The 19,023-nt window shown below is 57.0% G+C and carries 14 protein-coding genes; 5 read left to right on the forward strand and 9 right to left on the reverse strand.

The genetic code is table 11. The features are described 5' to 3' along the window. Positions 1-216: 216 nt before the first annotated feature. The 5 genes from K0I63_RS03375 to K0I63_RS03395 all read right to left on the reverse strand — a co-directional run bounded on the left by K0I63_RS03375 (position 217) and on the right by K0I63_RS03395 (position 8,331). Positions 217-1,659: a M16 family metallopeptidase gene (locus K0I63_RS03375; RefSeq protein ID WP_220082525.1), complete on the reverse strand. Its 1,443-nt coding sequence runs from the start codon at positions 1,657-1,659 to the stop codon at positions 217-219. Further along, complete coding sequence (locus K0I63_RS03380) at positions 1,656-3,086, reverse strand: M16 family metallopeptidase (protein ID WP_220082526.1); 1,431 nt, start codon at positions 3,084-3,086, stop codon at positions 1,656-1,658. The genes K0I63_RS03375 and K0I63_RS03380 overlap by 4 nt, the downstream gene beginning before the upstream one ends. 24 nt (positions 3,087-3,110) lie before the next feature. Beyond that, positions 3,111-4,646: a nitric oxide reductase transcriptional regulator NorR gene (gene norR / locus K0I63_RS03385; RefSeq protein WP_220082527.1), complete on the reverse strand. Its 1,536-nt coding sequence runs from the start codon at positions 4,644-4,646 to the stop codon at positions 3,111-3,113. Between the two features lie 174 nt (positions 4,647-4,820). After that, a complete protein-coding gene (locus K0I63_RS03390; RefSeq protein ID WP_220082528.1) occupies positions 4,821-7,112 on the reverse strand; it encodes a nitric-oxide reductase large subunit in 2,292 nt (763 codons plus the stop codon). A 292-nt stretch (positions 7,113-7,404) separates the two neighbouring features. Continuing rightward, positions 7,405-8,331, reverse strand: a complete 927-nt coding sequence (locus K0I63_RS03395; protein WP_220082529.1) for an LpxL/LpxP family Kdo(2)-lipid IV(A) lauroyl/palmitoleoyl acyltransferase — start codon at positions 8,329-8,331, stop codon at positions 7,405-7,407. Between the two features lie 105 nt (positions 8,332-8,436). On the opposite strand from K0I63_RS03395, the gene hldE reads away from it, so the two are divergent. Both hldE and K0I63_RS03405 read left to right on the forward strand, forming a co-directional pair. Then, positions 8,437-9,867, forward strand: a complete 1,431-nt coding sequence (gene hldE, locus K0I63_RS03400) for a bifunctional D-glycero-beta-D-manno-heptose-7-phosphate kinase/D-glycero-beta-D-manno-heptose 1-phosphate adenylyltransferase HldE (protein ID WP_220082530.1) — start codon at positions 8,437-8,439, stop codon at positions 9,865-9,867. Beyond that, the gene (locus K0I63_RS03405; RefSeq protein WP_220082531.1) at positions 9,864-10,700 is read left to right on the forward strand and encodes a hypothetical protein; all 837 of its coding nucleotides are present in this window, start codon (positions 9,864-9,866) and stop codon (positions 10,698-10,700) included. Before hldE ends, K0I63_RS03405 begins: the two co-directional genes overlap by 4 nt. A 70-nt stretch (positions 10,701-10,770) precedes the next feature. On the opposite strand, the gene K0I63_RS03410 is transcribed toward K0I63_RS03405, so the two are convergent. From K0I63_RS03410 to K0I63_RS03425, 4 genes are all read right to left on the reverse strand, one after another. After that, positions 10,771-11,055, reverse strand: a complete 285-nt coding sequence (locus K0I63_RS03410; protein ID WP_049766562.1) for a hypothetical protein — start codon at positions 11,053-11,055, stop codon at positions 10,771-10,773. 264 nt (positions 11,056-11,319) lie between these two features. Beyond that, positions 11,320-12,702 carry an NAD(P)(+) transhydrogenase (Re/Si-specific) subunit beta gene (locus K0I63_RS03415; protein ID WP_011864468.1) on the reverse strand — a complete coding sequence of 461 codons (1,383 nt, stop codon included), beginning with the start codon at positions 12,700-12,702 and terminating at the stop codon, positions 11,320-11,322. A gap of 6 nt (positions 12,703-12,708) precedes the next feature. After that, on the reverse strand, positions 12,709-12,984 hold the full coding sequence (locus tag K0I63_RS03420; RefSeq protein ID WP_011864469.1) for an NAD(P) transhydrogenase subunit alpha part 2: 276 nt from the start codon (positions 12,982-12,984) through the stop codon (positions 12,709-12,711). Then, complete coding sequence (locus tag K0I63_RS03425) at positions 12,984-14,153, reverse strand: Re/Si-specific NAD(P)(+) transhydrogenase subunit alpha (RefSeq protein ID WP_220082532.1); 1,170 nt, start codon at positions 14,151-14,153, stop codon at positions 12,984-12,986. The genes K0I63_RS03420 and K0I63_RS03425 overlap by 1 nt, the downstream gene beginning before the upstream one ends. A gap of 331 nt (positions 14,154-14,484) precedes the next feature. Here K0I63_RS03425 and K0I63_RS03430 point away from each other — a divergent pair, with 331 nt between their 5' ends. From K0I63_RS03430 to K0I63_RS03440, 3 genes are all read left to right on the forward strand, one after another. After that, entirely contained in the window at positions 14,485-16,269 is a 1,785-nt protein-coding gene (locus K0I63_RS03430) for an assimilatory sulfite reductase (NADPH) flavoprotein subunit (RefSeq protein WP_220082533.1), read from the forward strand. A gap of 77 nt (positions 16,270-16,346) precedes the next feature. Continuing rightward, on the forward strand, positions 16,347-18,044 hold the full coding sequence (gene cysI / locus K0I63_RS03435; protein WP_220082534.1) for an assimilatory sulfite reductase (NADPH) hemoprotein subunit: 1,698 nt from the start codon (positions 16,347-16,349) through the stop codon (positions 18,042-18,044). After that, positions 18,037-18,789: a phosphoadenylyl-sulfate reductase gene (locus K0I63_RS03440; RefSeq protein WP_258406164.1), complete on the forward strand. Its 753-nt coding sequence runs from the start codon at positions 18,037-18,039 to the stop codon at positions 18,787-18,789. Before cysI ends, K0I63_RS03440 begins: the two co-directional genes overlap by 8 nt. The last annotated feature ends 234 nt before the right edge of the window (positions 18,790-19,023 follow it).

Here is a 19,023-nt window from a genome sequence, read left to right on the forward strand (position 1 = left end):
AGGCGATAACTTATGACTTATATCCTTTCGGGCAGGCATCAGGCCCCCTGCACTCGTGATCAGGCATAGCTTGTCCTGTGTCTTTGGATCAGACGACAGCTGATGGGGGATGAAGTTGTGGGGAGAAGATGTTGGTAGAAGATGAGCAGCACAGAGGCGACGGCTTGTCGCCTCATTTTAGCGCCCTCTCTTTAGCACCTAATTATTGAAATGAGATTAGTCTACCGAGGTGACCTTGAGCTGCCACTCGGGTAGCTTCTCTTCGAGATCCGGCCTGATACGTGCTAGATCGCCGCGGATGACGATTACAGGCTCTTGGCCAAAGTGCGCTTGTGCCAAGGCTTGCAGCACCTCTGGGGTTAACGTTTGCCAGCGTTTGAGTCGCGCTGCCATAGCGTCGCTGCCTGCTTGGCGTGCAATGGCCTGGCTGTAATCTTCTATGCGATGGCCAGGATCGTCTTGGCGCAGGGCGATCTGGCTAAACTGCGAGGTCTTCAGCGCGGCGAGCTCGGCCTCTGTAGGCGGGGCTTCTGCCGCTAGTTTTAGGTGATCTAAGATGCCACGAATAAAGGCGCCAGTATGTTGCTGTTGGGTGGCGCCGTAGTATTTGAGGATTCGCGCCATAGGATTGTTGAAGCAGCGGCCATAGATGCCATAGGTAAGACCTCGTTGCTCCCTGAGATCGAAGTAGAGGCGCCCAGAGAAGCTACGTCCGAGCCAGCGACTGAGGGCTTCGCAGGCAAACGCCGAATCCTCTTGGTCATCTAGTCCCATAGGCAGGTGGTAGCCGATCCGCACCTGAGTCTGTACCGTGCCCGGCGCATCGATAACAAACAGCTGCTTGCCATAGGGACTAAAGGTATCGACGAAGCGCTCTTCCTGCCTCTGCTGAGCACCCAGTTGGCTCAGGCTCGCGGTAAGTTGCTCCCTTAAGCTGTCATCCACCTGAGGGACGCCCTCCAATAACAGATGCCATTGGCTCTGTGCCTTGGTTTGTTTGAGTAGGGCCAGCAGCTGAGGCTTATCCAGGCTTTGCTGTAGCTCCCTGTTATTCAGGGCCTTATTGTAGGGATGAGCGCTGCCGAGGATCTTGTCGGCCCAGACCTCTTCTATCTCGCTGCCATTAAAGGCTCTGATATGTTTATCCAGGGCCAGCTGGCGTTTGAGTCTCGGCAGATCAAGCTTGCCGTAGGCGTCTGACGACCAGCTCTGGGCCAAGACATCGACCGCCTGCGCCAATTCTGATGCCGGGCATTTGAGGCTGAGCCTTAGACCATGGATGCTGGGGTGTATGGTCAGTCCTTCGATACAGGGCAGGTCGTGCTGGTTGGCCAGTTTGACGCTAAGCTGCTGCAGCGCCGTATGCATAATATCGAGATTTTCATAGGGGGCATCCGGGCTCACGGCTAGCAGGTGTATGCCCACCAACCGGGAGGGCGTGCCGGGGAGTAGATGCAGGCTTAGCTCGTCTGACAGCGAGATAACCTCAGGCGGCGCCAAAGGCGTAAACTCTTTTTTCGCCAGCGTCGGCGCATTGGTCGGCGCGGTAAAACTCGGCACCTTAGGCGCTTCAACCTGGGTGAAGCTTAGCCGGGTCTGCTGACAGCCACCACTCCAGAGGCAGCCAATGAGGATGAGGAGTAAACTTATGGGTCTCATAGCACCTTCTCCTCCAGTGAATCGGACAGGCCGTCGGGCAGCCACTCTAATATCGTCTTGCCCCAACGAATATACCAGGGCGGCAACAGGTCGAGGCGAACATACCCTGGGCTTAGATATTGCTGGGTGACCCGTTTGATATCCTCTTGAGTCACCGCCGCAATGCGCTCCCAGGGGGCGGTGAGGGGATGTTCTCTATCCCTTCGTTGGCTGGCGCTGAGCAGATTGGCCAGGCTGACATCATTGTCCAGCTTGCTCAGCTGGGTGAGTAGCCAACGGCGTTTGAGTTGATCGAGTTCGAGCGTCGTTATCCCCTGGCTTGCCAGAGTATCCACCATGCCAGAGATGCGCTGGCTGAGAGCGTCTAGGGAGATCTTGGCTCTGGGCACCAGGATCAGGTTCATCACGCCAAGATGCTCCATGGAGAGGGGGACTGAGTAATGCAGCAGGGTGTCGGGCGCCTTGAGGTTCATCTGCTCCAGCATGCTGGTGCGGTTTTGCAGCAGATAGTCTTCGACCAGGGTGATGGCGGCGGCATCCGGATGCAGGGCGCCGACCGTGTGCCAGGCCAACATCAGCCCGGGCCAAGGGCCGCGGCTATCGACTATCTCGCCTCGCACCGGCTGTCGCTCGACGGCTAGCGGTGAGAAGTGCGCCAGGGGACGCTTGGGTTTCTGCCAACTGCCGAAGTACTTATCTACCCAAGATAGAGCTTGCGGCGGCAAGTCGCCGACGATGGCCAGCTGCATGGCATCTGGACGGTAGAAGTCACGGTGAAACCGATTCAGGCTGGCGGGCGTGGCCGCCGACACATCGTCAACTGAGCCGATCACCGCATGGCCATAGGGGCTGCCTTTTACCTGATTGAGCAGAAAGTTCATGGCTGGGCGGATATAGGGCTGATTGTCTATGGTGGTGGCCATCTCCTCGAGTACCGTCCGCTGTTGATTGCGCACCGTCTCTTCGCTGAGCTGGGGGCGGATGAAGCGGTCGGATTCGAGCCAGAGTGCCAGCTCTAACGCCTGACTGGGGAGGTTGACATAGTAGTTGGTGGCATCGAAGAAGGTGCTGGCGTTGAAATAGCCGCTGTTGGCGCTCATGGTCTGGCCATAGCTGTCACCCGGGGCATTTTCGCTGCCCTTGAATAGCATATGTTCGAACAGGTGGGCGTAGCCCGACTCACCCTCGAGCTCGTTGCGCGAGCCTACCGCAAACTGGCTGGAGAGGGCGACGCTTTGCTTGTTGGGCAGTGGCAGCAGATAGAGGCTCAGGCCGTTATCCAATTCGTGCCGGCTAAGTTGCTGCTCCAGCTGATAGAGGGGCGCGGCCAGTGTCTCCAGGCTGGGCTCGCTGGCCATGGCACTCACGCTCACGCCTATGAGGCTGAGCAGGGAGGCGAGCAGGGAATAGCGTGTCGGGCTTGGCATCTTATTGTATTTTTTGAAATTGACTTACTTTAACCCTATCCGTTTTGCCAGGCGGTGTAAATTACCCGAATCGACCTCGAGATCCCTGGCGGTGGCGGCCCAGTTATTATCGTGCTGGCTCAGGGTTTGGCGTATGTAGTCGGCCTGAAAGGCTTCGGTCGCCTGCTTGAGGCTGCCGCTAAATTGCGGCGCCAGGGTTTTGCCGCTGCTCTGGACGGCGCGTGGTGCCTGGTTGGCGAACTCGAAATGCTCGGGGTTGATGACGCCGTTACTGCCGGACGACTGGGCCCTCGCCAGAATGGCCGCTCGGTAGATGCTGTGCTCCAGTTCCCTGACGTTGCCGGGCCATTGGTAGCACTCCAGCATGGCAAGACTGGTCGGGCTGAGCCTAAGGGTCTGTAGCCCAAGTTGCTGGCGGCAGCGCTCGACGAAGAAGCCGCTCAGGAGGGTAATGTCCTGCTCACGCTCTCTCAGTGGCGGCGCGATCAGCGGGAAGACGCTGAGCCTGTGATAGAGGTCGGCGCGAAAACGTCCCGCCAGCACCTCGTTCTTCAAATTCTTGTTGGTGGCGGCGATGATCCTCACGTCCACCTTGAGGCTGCGATCGTCGCCGACTCTTTGCAGATCGCCATATTGCAGTACCCTCAGCAGTTTAGCCTGTAGGGTCAGCGGCAGCTCGCCTATCTCATCGAGAAACAGCGAGCCCTTATCGGCCATCTCGAACTTACCGCTGCGGTTGCTGACGGCGCCGGTAAAGGCCCCTTTGACATGACCGAACAGCTCGCTCTCGGCCACAGATTCGGGCAGGGCGGCGCAGTTGAGGTAGACCAGCGGCTGGCTGGCGCGCATTGAGCCCTGGTGGATCTCATGGGCGATCAACTCCTTACCTGTGCCCGTCTCGCCCATGATGAGTACGTTGAGATCCGTCGGCGCCACCACGGCGATCTCCTGCTTGAGATTGTTCATCACCTGTGACTGGCCGATGATCTCCTTGGTGCCTTCCTTACTCTGGCTGGTGCTTTCGCCCTTGTCCCATTGGGCCTGCAGCGCCTGCTTCTCCAGCTTATCGATCAGCAGGGCGTTGTTGAGCGACGCCGAGGCGATGGCGCTGATCCCCCGCAGCTGCTCGTTGGTGAAAGACTTAAACTGATCCGGATCGAAGCCGTCTATGGTGACGGCGCCTATCAGGCTGCCATCGGCCAGCAGTGGTAGGCCGATACAGGCGTGTACCGTGAGGTTGTCCCCCTGATTGGGGATCAGGCCGTCGTAAGGATCGGGCAGATCGCTGTCGGCGGGAAAGCGCACCACATCACCGGCGCGGGCGATGGCCTCTAGCCTTGGGTGTTCGTGGAGCACGAAGCGGCGGCCAAGCACATCTGGGCTCAGGCCATTGATGGCCAATGGGGTAAACTGCTGACCCTTAAACTCCAGCAGCGCGGCGGCGTCGCACTGCATGCTTTCCCTGATGGTGTCGAGCAGGCGTGAGAACCTGTCATGATTGGACAATCCCGAGGTGATATCTAACGCCATCCGCGTTAATTGGGTTTGACTTAATGCCATGGGGTCTCCGAAATATCGCGCCAGTGCCAAGGGACATCCTTCTTCATTGGCAGGCAGGGGCTGTACTAGGAATTAGTATATGTCAATTTAACAGTAAAGTTTATTGTCATTTTTACACTTGCTTTGAGGGTAAAAAGGGGTCGATATGACCCCTTTGTCGAGTGATGTCAGGTGTTATGCGTTGGCCGACAGTGGCGCATCGGCAATGGCTTGAGTGCCTTTGGCGCCAATGGCTTTTCTGATGATGTCGAACAGGAAGGCGCCGAGGAACAGGCCGCCTGCACCGAAGATGACGTCACCAGGGACACGCATCCATACCAGAGTTTCAACCAGTGGGCTGTGGATCACCTCTGGTGAGCGGGCGAACCAGTAGCCATTTTCGATGACGGCGAAGAACTGGGTCAGGCCCACAGGCAGCAGTGACATGAAGACCATGGCCGCCAGACCGATATTCAGGCTCCAGAAGGCACCCTTAAGCAGCTTGTCGCTCCACTGGATCTGACCTGTGAGGCCGCGCAGACAGAAGAGCATCAGGCCTACACCCAGCATGCCGTACACACCCATGAAGGCGGCGTGGCCGTGGGTCGCAGTGGTGTTCAGACCCTGGATGAAGTAGAGCGAGATAGGTGGGTTGATCAGGAAGCCCAGCACGCCCGCACCCACTAAGTTCCAGAAGGCTGTTGCGACGAAGAACATGATGGCCCACTTGTAGCGAATCATCCAAGGGCTGGCATTACGCATACGGTAGCTCTCGATGGCTTCGAAGCCGATGAGGGCTAGCGGAACCACTTCCAGTGCCGAGAAGATGGCGCCCCAGGCGATCACACCCGTTGGTGTACCTGTGAAGTAGAGGTGGTGCAGGGTACCGATAAGACCACCGGTGAGGAAGATAACCGTGGCGAATAGTACGGCGCCGTTGGCACTGCGGGCACGGATGAGTCCCAGACGAACCAGCATCAGGGCGATCACCGAGGTCGCAAAGGTCTCGAAGAAGCCTTCAACCCATAGGTGAACGACCCACCAGCGCCAGTATTCGGCGATGGCCAGGTTGGTGTGCTTGCCCATGAAGAGACCGGCACCGTAGAAGAGGCCGATGGCGACACAAGAGGCGTACAGTACCCAGATCACAGGGCGCATCTCGCCTTGAATCTTAAGGGCTGGGCGCATGGCGGCGGTGACCAGGGTTAGCCAGATCAACAGGCCTGCCAGTAGCAGTACCTGCCAGACACGGCCGAGGTCGATATATTCATAGCCTTGGTGGCCGAAGAGGAAGTTGGTATCCAGGTCGAAGTACTGCTGTACGCCGATCCATTCACCGGCCATAGAGCCCAGTACCACAACAACCAAGGCTACCCAGAGGACGTTGACGCCCAGACGTTGGAACTTAGGCTCATATCCAGATAGCGCAGGTGCGATGTAGAGGCCTGTGCCGAGCCAGGCGGTGGCGATCCAGAATACCGCTAGCTGGGTATGCCAGGTACGGGTGACCGAGTAGGGCAGTATCTCTGCCAGTGGGATGCCGTAGAAGTTTTGCCCTTCTACCGCGTAGTGCGCCGTCACGCCCCCTAAGAGGATCTGCAGCAGGAAGAGGCCGACCGCGGTGACGAAATACTTACCCACGGCCTTCTGTGAGGCGGTAGGCTTCTTGAGGAACAGAGGATCTTGCTCGGCTGGCTTAGGCAGCTCTTCATGTTTGCCTGAGGCGTGGTGCCATACCAGGGCGCCAATACCGGCGATAAGGGTGACGATACTCAGGATAGACCAGACGATGTTGTCTGAGGTTGGGGTGTTACCCAGCTGAGGATCGAAAGGCCAGTTGTTGGTGTAGGTATACTCTTGTCCTTCACGCTCTGTGATGGCGGCCCAGGCGCCCCAGAAGAGGAAGGCGTTGAGCTGTTGGCGACGCTCAAGGTCAGGCACTGTGCCTTCCTTCATCGCATACTGTTCGCGCAGAGTTGAGAGCTTAGGATCGTCGCCGAACAGAGACAGGTAGTGGTCTGATACCTGGCCGATGGCCTGAATGCGGGTATCAGACAGGCTGATGCGAATCTCGCCATTGGCCGAGGTAGTCAGGGTGTTGCGACGTAGGTCGTCACGCAGCGACTGCTCAAGACCGGCCTGTTTAATCGAGTCCAGCTCGTTGAAGCTTCTGCCAAACTGCGCCTTGGCGGTGATATCTAACCAGGCCTGCGCCTCACGGTGTAGCCAGTCGGCGGTCCAGTCTGGGGCGACGTAGGAGCCGTGACCCCAGATAGAGCCTAGCTGGTGTCCGCCCATAGAGCGCCAAACCAGTTGGCCGCGCTCTATATCGTTTTGAGTGAACAGGGGTTGACCCTGCACATCGGTAAAGGCGGTGGGGATAGGGGGTTTTTCGCGATAGATCTGACTGCCTATGCTCAGCAGTACAGAGAAGGAAGCGATAAGTACTATCAAGAGTGCTATCGCCGTTAGCCGTTGTTTATTCATAGAGCCTCTCAGCGCAATATATTGTAGGTGTGGAGTATCCTGCTATAGCAGCTAACGTGCCATACTTGTAAGTTGTTGATTATTTCAAAATAAACATATATTGGTGTCTTATTAAATTGTCATAATGACAATTATGGCAAAGTGTAAAAATGACACAGAATGTCAAAAAGACAGTGTGTATTTTGTCTGTGTCGATTTGATACTTGTTGGGTTATGGGGAGATGTGCGGCAAATAAAAAAGCCAGCCTAAATGGCTGGCTTTTACCGAGCGACTAACGCTTTGGCAGTCGGGCTAGCGATAGAGCGACGGGTCATCCTTATTGGGACGGGTCTTGAAGCGTCTATGCAGCCACATGTATTGGGCTGGGCTGCGTTCGATGATCTCTTCTATGATGCGGTTACCCCGCTTGGCATCTTCCAGCTCGTTTTCGCCGGGGAAGTCTTTTAGCGGCGCTTGTATCTCTATGGTGTAACCCTTGTCATCTTCATTGCGCACCACAATGAAAGGCAGCACCTTGGCCTTGCCCAATTTGGCTAGGGTGGTGGCGCCCGTGATAGTCGCGGCCTCAGGCACGGCGAAGAAGGGGATAAAGACGGCGCTTGAACGGCCGAAATCTTGATCCGCCGTATACCAGATCACATCTGGATTGCGCAGGCTGCGCACCATCTGTCTGAGATCCCGCTTGGGCACCAATCCCTTGTTGGAGCGCAGACGTCCCTTAACCTGAAGGTATTCCATCAGCGGATTGTTGTGGGGGCGGTAGACGCCTATGCCCGGCTGAAACTGGCCGAAGATGCGAGCGCCCATCTCCAGAGGTAGACAGTGTACGGCGAAGAGGATCACGCCCTGTCCGGCAGCCAGGGTCTGCTCAACATGCTCGCGGCCTTTAATGGTCATGTGGCTCTGAATGCGCTCGTCACTCCACCACCAGGCGTTGGCGATGTCGAAGATCGCCTTGCCCGTCTCTTCGAAGTTGCGGGTCAAGAGTTGCTGCTGGTCTGCCTGGCTCATCTCGGGGAAACAGAGTGCTATGTTGCGCTTGGCGGTATTGACGCGACTGCCGGCTATCGCCATGGCCAGGCGGCCTATGCTTTGTCCCAATTTCATCTGAGCCCGCAGGGGCAGAAGTTGGGTCAGACGCATAAAGCCGACACCTAACCAGATGAGCCAATACTTGGGATGGAAAAATTGAGCGGAGAATTGAGCGTTTTCGACCACGGTTGACCCTATGGGGTTTACAAAAATTACTGCTTATTCTAACTCAATTTGTTGGGAAAATTAGGTATAATCAGGGATTAATTTTCGCAAAAAGATAAGTGCCATATGAAGATTTCTCTGCCAGCTTTCGAAAAAGCAAACGTTCTGGTCGTCGGTGATGTGATGTTAGACAGATACTGGAGCGGTCCTACGGGGCGCATTTCGCCCGAGGCGCCTGTGCCCGTGGTACGAGTGAATCAAATCGAAGACAGACCCGGCGGGGCAGCCAACGTGGCCTTGAATATCGCCACTCTTGGCGGTCAGGTGAGCCTGGCAGGTATCGTCGGTGAGGATGAAACCGCCGCGGCCCTGACCCAGGGCATAGAGGCGCTTGGCGTCGTACCTAAGTGGCACACAGTTGCCGAGCTTCCCACCATCACTAAGCTCCGGGTGATGTCGCGCAATCAGCAGCTGATTCGCCTCGATTTCGAGGAGGCCTATCCGGCCGAGCAGAGCCTGGCACTGCTGGCGAGCGCCGAGAAAGAGCTGGATAAGGTAGCCGTGGTTGTGCTGTCCGATTACGCCAAGGGCGCAATCGATAAGCCCGAGGCTTTCATCGCCAAGGCCAAGGCCAAAGGGGTCAAGGTGCTAGTGGATCCTAAGGGTAGCGACTTCTCCCGTTATCGCGGCGCGACCTTGCTGACGCCTAACATGAGCGAGTTCGAACAGGTGGTCGGTAAGGTTGCCGACGAGGCGGATCTGGTGGCTAAAGCCAAGGAGCTCCTCAAAGAGTTCAACTTCGAGGCCCTGTTGGTGACGCGCTCCGAGAAGGGGATGACGCTGATCACCGCCGATGCCCCCGAGCTGCATATTCCGACCGTTGCCCACGAGGTCTATGACGTGACCGGCGCCGGTGACACTGTGATCTCGGCCCTGGCCACCTCGCTAGCGGTAGGTTGTGAGCTGCCTGTGGCCTGCGCCCTGGCCAACACGGCCGCGGGCATAGTCGTCGGCAAGCTGGGCACCTCTACCGTGAGTCGTATCGAGCTGATTGCGGCGCTTAATCTGAGTCATGGCGAGAGCGGCTACGGGGTGGTCAGCGAAGATCAACTGGCCTACGCCCTGGAGCAGGCCAAGCTGAAGGGCGAGCGCGTGGTGATGACCAACGGCTGTTTCGACATTCTCCATGCCGGTCATGTGAGTTACCTGCAGCAGGCGAGGGCGCTGGGTGACAGGCTTATCGTGGCGGTTAACGATGACGACTCGGTGAAGCGTCTCAAGGGCGATGGCCGTCCGGTTAACAAGCTGGATCGCCGTATGGCCGTACTGGCGGGGCTGGCCTCGGTCGACTGGGTGGTGCCATTTAGCGAAGACACGCCGCAGCGCATCATCTCCAGACTGCTACCCAATAAGCTGGTGAAGGGCGGCGACTATAGTGTCGAGGATATCGCCGGTGGCAAAGAGGTGATCGCGGCTGGTGGCAGCGTCGAGGTGCTGGGCTTCGAAGATGGCGTCTCTACCACGGCCATCATAGAAAACATCATGGCCAAGCAGTGATCCCAGAGACGTTATTGATCGCCAGCGCCTGGTTCTGGGCGCCTATGCCTCAAGGTCAGGCCCTGGTGTGTCAAACGTCTCACATTCAAGAGTGCCTCGGGCAGTTACCGAGTAATGCCAGGGCACAATTACCCCTCAATCCTCAGACGCTTTTGAGCCAGATGGCTCGGCGCGGCGCCATGGTCAGGCCGCTGACCGATGCCGATATTACCGGTCTTGTGTTGCTGCATGATGAGCGAATCCCCAAGGCATATTCGGCGCTGTGGAATGGTCAGGTCTATGCCCTGCCGATAGAACAGGCCTATCAGATGACGTTGGCCCATGAGCTGGGGCACCTGGCGGTGAGCCGCTCGAACTCCATCTACCTAAAAGCCGACAAGCTAACCCCCTATCAACACGAGTGGTTGGCGGACTTCTATCTGCTCTGGTTCCTGGCCAGAGAAGGGCAGGCCGAGACACTGGCCTGGCAGCAGTATCACAGGCGTAACCTGGAGGTGTTTGAGAGCGTGACGGCCATCTCTCACTGGTCGACCCCTATGCTCGCACAGCTTCTGGACAGGTACAGCTGGCAGGCGCTTGGGGCATTTGAAAATTTCGATTCGCTTATCGACGCCATCTATCCAGAGCTGATCCAGTATGATCAGGAGACGCTCGATGAGTTTGCCAGCCTGCTGCACTGGCTGTTCGGCGCCGCGAATCAGGCTAAGTTACCCCAGTATATGTTTTGGCGGAGAGCTGAGATGGGGGCGTTTATCCGCCCGACCCTGAGGCAGCTGATGGGTGAGCAGGCCGCCGAGAACTGGATGACGGAGCAGGCGATGCAGGGGGAGTAGTCGCGTGGTTTTAGCAATCGTTTGTGAGTCAGATAGAAAATAAAAAGGAGCCAGAGGCTCCTTTTTTTGCTTATTGCTTTCGAGGTGGACGGCGTTCGCGCAGGACGACATCTGGATGAAAGTCGATATCACCTTCGTCGTCAATGGTAGCGAGTTGATCTTCCTGTTTGGCGATAGCGGTACTCGTCGTTGGGGTTTGCCTCACAAAGAGCAGCTGATAACCAAGTTTCGCTAAGGTGTAGAAGGCGAATCGCTGCGCCGTCGTCAACCTGTCCCAATGTTCGTTAGCGTGAGCCTGAGAAACGCGCCTATCCTCGAAAGATAGCAGTCCATTATTTAGCACTTGAGTTTGCATTTTCAAAGCCTCTTTAGGAAACGCTAACATTGTTACATGATGATTATATAATCAGATGTTAATCCAATATGCAAGCGATTCACCCGGCCAAAGCGCGGCCTCTCAGGCTAAGTATAGCCGAAATGTTTAGATAACTTTCCACCAAAAAGCAAGGCGGTGGCGGGTAAAAAATAAACTGCAAACTAATCAATAAGATTTATCTAATTTTATTTTCAACAGGCAATAAAAAAGGCCGTTAAACGGCCTTTTTTCGATTTTGTGCGCTTAGTCCGCTTCTTTGAGGGACTGGGTCAGATCGACAATCGCCTTCTTACCGTCGCCAAACAACATCAGGGCGTTGTCCTTGGCAAACAGCGGATTAGGCAGGCCGGCGAAGCCCGGGCTGAGTGAGCGCTTGACGACCACCACGGTACGGGCCTTGTCGACGTTGAGAATCGGCATGCCGTAGATAGGGCTGCCCTTGTCTTCACGCGCCATAGGGTTGGTCACGTCGTTGGCACCGATGACGATGGCCACATCTGTCTGTTCAAACTGGGGATTGATCTCATCCATCTCGATCAGCTGCTCATAGGGCACCTCTGCTTCGGCCAGCAACACGTTCATGTGGCCAGGCATACGACCGGCAACCGGGTGGATGGCGTACAGCACCTGGGCGCCGCGCGCCTCCAGTACCGAGGCCAATTCGCGCACCGCGTGTTGCGCCTGAGCCATCGCCAGACCATAACCAGGGACGATCACCACGCGCTCTGCGGTTTCCAGTAACATGGCCACCTCTTCCGGCGAGGAGGAGGTCACCTTACCGGCATAGACTTCGTCGGCATCTACCGTCTCGCCACCTTCGGCCATGACGCCGAAGAGCACGTTAAACAGTGAGCGGTTCATCGCCTTACACATGATCTGGGTCAGGATGATGCCCGAGGCGCCAACCAGAGAACCCGAGACGATCAGTACTGTGTTGCCCGTGATAAAACCTGTGGTCGCGGCCGCGATCCCCGAGTAGGAGTTCAGCAGGGCGATAACCACTGGCATGTCGGCGCCGCCGATAGGCACCACCAGGAAGAGACCCAGTAATAGCGATACGGCCACCAGGGCGTAGATGAAGGTCGGATTGCTTGGTGTGGTGACCACGGCGACGGTCAGCACCAAGGCGGCGATCAACAGGCTGGCGTTAATAAATTTGTTGCCCGGCACCCGGATTGGATTGCCCGAGATCAGCTCCTGCAGCTTAGCAAACGCCACGAAGGAGCCAGACAGGGTAACAGAGCCGATGAGCACGGTCAGACCGATTGAGATCAGCGCCACCACATGAGTCGCCGAATCGGGATCTAGGAAGCTCGCCAGGGCGATAAACAGCGAGGCGCCGCCACCGAAACCGTTAAGCAGGGCCACCATCTGCGGCATGGCGGTCACCTGGATCTTGGTGGCCATTACGGCGCCTATGGCACCCCCCAGCAAGATACCTGCGATGATCCACTCATAGCTTAAGATGCTCTTATCCAGCAGAGTCACCACCACGGCGATAAACATACCCAGGGCCGACAACTGGTTACCACGCACCGCTGTGCGCGGCTTGGTCAGCCCCTTGATCCCTAAAATAAACAGACTCGCAGCCACAAGGTAGGCGAGATAGATAATCGTCATACTCATGTTGGCTTATTTCCTCTTAAACATGGCAAGCATACGGTTGGTGACCATGTAGCCACCCACAACGTTGATGGTGGCCAGTACCACGGCGATAAAGCCCAGCACATTGACCCAGAGTCCCGCGCCTGAACCGGCGGCGAGCAGGGCGCCGACCAGGGAGATCCCCGAGATGGCGTTTGAGCCCGACATCAGCGGCGTGTGCAGGGTCGGCGGCACCTTAGTGATCAGCTCAACCCCAAGGAATACTGCCACCACGAACAGGGTCAGTAGTAATAAAATTTCCATTATTGAGCCTCCTCTGTTGCCGCAAGTGGCGGCAGTGATAACAGATCACGTAATCTGGCGTTAGCCACCTCACCCTGATGGGCCACGACTGTGTCGCGGACAATCTCGTCGTCGAAATCCAGGTTTAACTGGCCTTCATTGTCGACGATCAGTTTGAGCAGGTTCTCTATGTTGGTGCCATACATCTGGCTGGCGTGGGTCGCGGCGCTGCCCGGCACATTTGAGGGCCCGAGTATGGTAACGCCGTTGTGGACAACGGTCTGGTCCAGCTCCGTCAGCTCGCAGTTACCGCCGGTTTCGGCGGCAAGGTCGACGATAACTGTGCCAGGTTTCATGGCATCCACCATCTCCTTGGTGATCAGCACGGGCGCCTTGCGGCCTGGGATGGCGGCCGTGGTGATGACGATATCCTGCTGGGCCAGCACATTGGCCATCGCCTGCTGCTGACGCTTGAGAAAATCATCGCTCTGCTCGGCGGCGTAGCCACCCTTGGTTTCAGTGTTCTCGGTTTCCAGATCCAGCTCAACCGGTTTGGCACCTACAGAGAGGATCTGCTCCCGGGCGGCCGGGCGAATATCATAGGCTTCTACCACGGCGCCCAGGCGCTTGGCAGTGGCACAGGCCTGTAGGCCGGCGACGCCGACGCCCATGATGAAGGCGCGGGCGGGTTTGAGCGTACCGGCGGCTGTCATCATCATAGGGAACATGCGCGGCGCCTCATGGGCGGCCAGCAGCACGGCCTTGTAACCGGCGATGGTGGCCATGGAGGAGAGGATATCCATGCTCTGGGCGCGGGTGATCCGCGGTACCAGCTCAAGTGCCAACGCGCTGGTACCTGTTTGGGCCAGGGCGGCGGCATTTTCCGGTTGCGCCAGGGGATCCATCATGCCGATAAACAGCTGCTGGGGCTTCGCCTTGGCCTTGATCTCCTCGAACTGCTCACCCTTGAGGTTGACCAGGGTGATGATATCGGCGCCGAGTACCTCGTCTCTGTTGGCAATAACGGCTCCTGCTTCCTGATAGGCTTGATCGCTAAAGCCCGCAGCGAGACCCGCTCCGCTCTCCACGAGAATTTGGAGGTTTTTTTTGATTAACCGAGTCACATTGGCCGGGATCAACGCAACGCGTTTTTCGTCGGCATGGCTCTCTTTAGGTAGACCTAGTTTCACTGAGAAACCTCTTAGTTGGGGACAGACGTCGTTTGAATTGTTGGCTCGCTATTGTGGCGAGTCTGGACTTAGACACAAGCGCGAATTTTTCATAATCAGCGCTGGTGCACTGGTCGGAGCAAAAAGTTTGCGCCAGTCCACAAAATTTCATTTCAAATTCTGTGGTTAAGGGCACAGCTTAAGCAAATATCGCTCACCACTCTCACTTTTGTAGCTCAAATTATGACCTTTGCATATTCCAAAAATGAATTAAAAATTAGATTTTATTCTTTTTTGCTTTTCTCTTAAGCCACTAAGCTAGGCTAATTACACTGTTATAGGGCCGTCTTCCATGCTGTTAAAAGAGCTTTCATCACTGGCTTCTCCTCTGTCTGCGACGCAGGTGGATAAGCTTAAGCAACTCACCTCTGAACTCAACGCCGTGCAACTTGCCTGGGTAGGCGGTTACCTGTCGGCCACGGCCGAACTGAGCGGCGTGGCCGGCGAGGTGCAGCAAGCGCCCCAGCAGACCATCACCATTCTCTACGGCAGCCAGACAGGTAACGGCCGCGGTATCGCCACCGAGCTGGCAGAGAAGGCGCAGGCCCAGGGCTATAGCGTCAATCTGGTCTCCATGGCCGACTACAAGACGCGCCAGCTCAAGCAGGAGACACTGCTGCTTGCCGTGGTGAGCACCCATGGTGAAGGCGAGGCGCCGGACGACGCCATCGAGCTGCACAAGTTCCTGGCCTCTAAGCGCGCCCCTCAGCTAGACACCCTCAACTATGCCGTATTGGCGCTGGGAGACTCCAGCTATGAGTTCTTCTGCCAGACAGGTAAAGATTTTGATGCGCGCCTGAGCGCACTGGGCGCCAAGGCGATCGTGCCGCTCACCGAGTGTGATGTGGACTACGAGAGCGCGGCCAGTCAGTGGCAAGAAGCCGTGTTGGGCGCGGTCAAGCCATTGGTGGGCACCGGCGCCAGCGTGGTCTCCATCGGTAGCGCAAGCAGCACAGTCAGCAGCTCAGCCTTCAGCAAGCAGAAGCCCTACAGCGCCGAGCTACTGGTGAGTCAGAAGCTCACCGGCCGCGATTCGGACCGCGACGTGCGCCATGTGGAGATAGACCTTGGCGAGTCGGGCCTGAGCTATCAGGTGGGCGATGCCCTGGGCGTCTGGTTCAGTAACAGCGACGCCCTGGTGGATGAGATCATCCAAGGCCTGTCTCTGGATGGTGAGGCCGAGGTGACTCTGGGTGACGCGACCTTGACTCTAGCCCAAGCCCTCAAAGAGAAGCGCGAGCTGACCCAGCTCTATCCTGGCCTGGTGCAAAACTGGGCGCAACTGAGCGGCAACGAAGAGTTGCAGGCGATCAGCGAAGACAGAGAGCAGACCCGCCAGTTTATCCTCAAGCATCAGCTTGCCGACCTGGTGGCCAAGTATCCTGTGGATATCGGTGCCTTCCAGCTGGTCGAGCTGCTGCGTCCAATTACCCCAAGACTCTACTCTATCGCCTCGAGCCAGTCTGAGGTGGAGAGCGAGGTACATCTGACCGTGGCCCTGGTGGCTGATGAGCGCGACTCGGGCACCCGCTTTGGCGGCGCGTCCCACTTCCTGGCAAGCGCCGAGGAAGGCGCCGAGGTCAAGGTTTATGTGGAGCCGAACAACCACTTCCGTCTGCCAGAAAACCCAGACACGCCTGTGGTCATGATTGGCCCTGGTACAGGTGTGGCGCCGTTTCGTGCCTTCATGCAGGAGCGTGCGGCCCAAGGCGCCCAAGGTGACAGCTGGCTCTTCTTCGGTAATCCGCACTTCGAGCAGGATTTCCTCTATCAGACAGAGTGGCAGCAGTATCTCAAAGATGGTGTGTTGACCCGTTTAGATTCCGCCTTCTCGCGGGATCAGGCCCATAAGATCTATGTGCAGCATCGCATACTGGAGCAGGGCGAGACCTTGTGGCAGTGGATCGAGCGCGGCGCGCATCTCTATATCTGCGGCGACGCTGAGCGCATGGCCAAAGATGTGCATCAGGCGCTGATCGAGGTGATCAAGCAGCATGGCGGCAAGAGTGAAGAGCAGGCCGAGGCCCTGCTCGAGAGCCTGCGCAGCGACAAGCGTTACCAGAAAGACGTTTATTAATTGAGACAGGCGCCAGTCGCCGACAGATTAACTTGCATGGGCAGAGCCGGTGCAAAAGAGACAATAGGGCAGCAGCCATGAGCGACCAGAAATTATCAGTAAACGAGTACCTAAAGACCGACAGCAACTACCTGCGCGGCACTATCGAAGAGGGGTTAGACACCTCGCTGACAGGTGCCTTCAACGACGCGGATCAGCAGCTGATCAAGTTCCACGGTTTCTACCAGCAGGACGATCGCGATCTGCGTAACGAGCGTAAGGAGCAGAAGCTAGAGCCTCTCTACAGCTTCATGCTGCGCGCCCGTGTGGCTGGTGGTGTCTGTACGCCTAAGCAGTGGCTGGGGGTAGATAAGATAGCTTCGACCCTGACCAGCTCCAACAGCATTCGTCTGACGACCCGCCAGACCTTTCAGTACCACGGTATCCCTAAGCGTAACCTCAAGACGCTGATCCAGGATCTGGACAGAGAGGCGCTCGACTCTATCGCCGCCTGTGGCGACGTGAACCGTAACGTCATGTGTAACCCTAACCCGGTAGAGTCCAAGCTGCATCAGCAGGCCTACTACTGGGCCAAGAAGCTGTCGGACAACTACCTGCCACGCACCAAGGCTTACGCCGAGATCTGGTTGGGCGATGACAAGGTGGCGGTGAGCGAGAGCGAAGAGGTGGAGCCTGTCTATGGCAAGACCTATCTGCCACGTAAATTTAAGATGGCCGTGGCCGTGCCGCCGGATAACGATGTGGATGTCTACACCAATGACCTTGGCTTCATCGCCGTGGCCGAAGAGGGTGAGCTGGTGGGCTTTAACATGGTGGCCGGTGGCGGCATGGGCTCGACCCATGGCGAGGTCGCGACCTTCCCGCGTTTGGGGGATGACTTTGGTTTCATCAAGGCCGAAGACTGCCTGAAATTTGCCGAGGCCGTGCTCAAGGTACAGCGCGATTGGGGTAACCGCTCAGATCGTAAGCAGTCGCGCCTCAAGTACACCATAGTCAAGTATGGTTTTGAGGCCTTTAAGGCAGAAGTGGAGCAGCGCGCCGGGGTAAAATTTGAGCCTAAGCGTGAGGTGGTGATCGGCGATCGCGGCGATCGTTACGGCTGGATCAAGGGCGTGGATAACCACTGGCACCTGACCCTGTTTATCGAGGGGGGCCGTATCAAAGATCTGCCGGGACAACCGCTGCAGACCGGCCTGCGTGAAATCGCTCTGGTACACAAGGGTGATTTTCGCATGACAGCCAACCAGAACATCATCATCGCCGGTGTGGCCGAAGAGGATAAGGCGCAGATCGAGGCTCTTGCCCGCAGTCATGGCCTGATGGGTAAGCTGATCAGCCCGACCCGTGGCCACTCTATCGCCTGTGTGGCGCTGCCAACCTGTGCCCTGGCGATGGCCGAGGCCGAGCGTTACTTCCCAGATTTCATGACCAAGGTGGAGGCACTGCAGGAGAAACATGGCTTCCTGGAGCAGCCGATAGTGATCCGCATGACGGGCTGCCCTAACGGCTGTGCCCGTCCATTCGCCGCCGAGATTGGCCTGGTGGGTAAGGCGCCTGGACGCTACAACCTCTATCTGGGGGCGAGTTTCGAGGGTACGCGCCTCAATAAACTCTATCGTGAGAATATTCAGGAAGCCGAGATTCTGGCGGCCTTGGACGAACTGTTTGCCCGCTACGTCAAAGAGCGTGAAGCTGGCGAAACCTTTGGTAACTTCACCGTGCGTGTCGGCGTGGTGAAGGCGGTTATCGATGCCGCTAAGGATTTCCATGGATAATTCAGTGATCTCTGCCCAGGCGCTGCAAGCATTGCTTAGCGCGCCCAAGGCGGAGCAAGACGCAGAGCTGGCTCGAGTCAACGCCTTCCTGGCGGGACTGACGCCCGCCGAGCGGGTGATCTGGGGCCTGGCTTACCTGCCGGGCACCCATGCGCTGTCATCGAGCTTCGGTATTCAGGGCGCCGTAATGCTGCATCTGGTCACCCAGGTACAGCAGGATATCCCGGTGATCCTCACGGACACTGGCTATCTGTTTCCCGAGACCTATCAGTTTATCGATGAGCTGACCGAGCGACTCAAGCTCAACCTTAAGGTGTATCGCGCGCCCATGACCAGCGCCTGGCAGGAGGCTCGTTTCGGTCGCCTGTGGGAACAAGGGCTGGATGGCCTGGAGCAATACAACCGCCTCAACAAGGTGACTCCTATGCAGACGGCACTTAAGGAGCTGGAAGTAGGCACCTGGTTTGCTGGCCTGCGCCGGAGCCAGTCCAGCACTCGCGAGGACCTGCCGATTCTGGCGATCCACGGTGATCGCTACAAGTTGCTGCCAATCTTAGAGTGGAGCAACAAGGATGTGCATGAGTATCTCACCAAGCATGACTTGCCATACCACCCGCTTTGGGAGCAGGGCTATGTGTCGGTGGGCGATACCCATTCGAGTCGCCCGCTGGAGCTGGGGATGACCGAAGAGGAGACCCGCTTCAACGGCCTCAAGCGTGAGTGCGGTCTGCACTATGAGATCTAACGCTGCGGAGTAAATCTCACTGCACTAGCAGTATGATTAATTAGTACTTTTTTCTGATTTGTGCACTTTTTTTACACAGGGTTATGCACAGAACAGAAATTTGAACTATAGTGGTAAGTTCCCGTAGATGGTTTTGGATTGTTGTCTGTATCGGATCCCACTTGGATCCAGTCGCTTTCTCTTCCTCTTTGATGCGACAGGCAGAGCCGCCGACAAGATCGAAACCCAACTCGC

Source organism: Shewanella rhizosphaerae (genome assembly GCF_019457655.1).
In the GTDB taxonomy this organism is placed as follows: Bacteria; Pseudomonadota; Gammaproteobacteria; order Enterobacterales; family Shewanellaceae; genus Shewanella; species Shewanella loihica.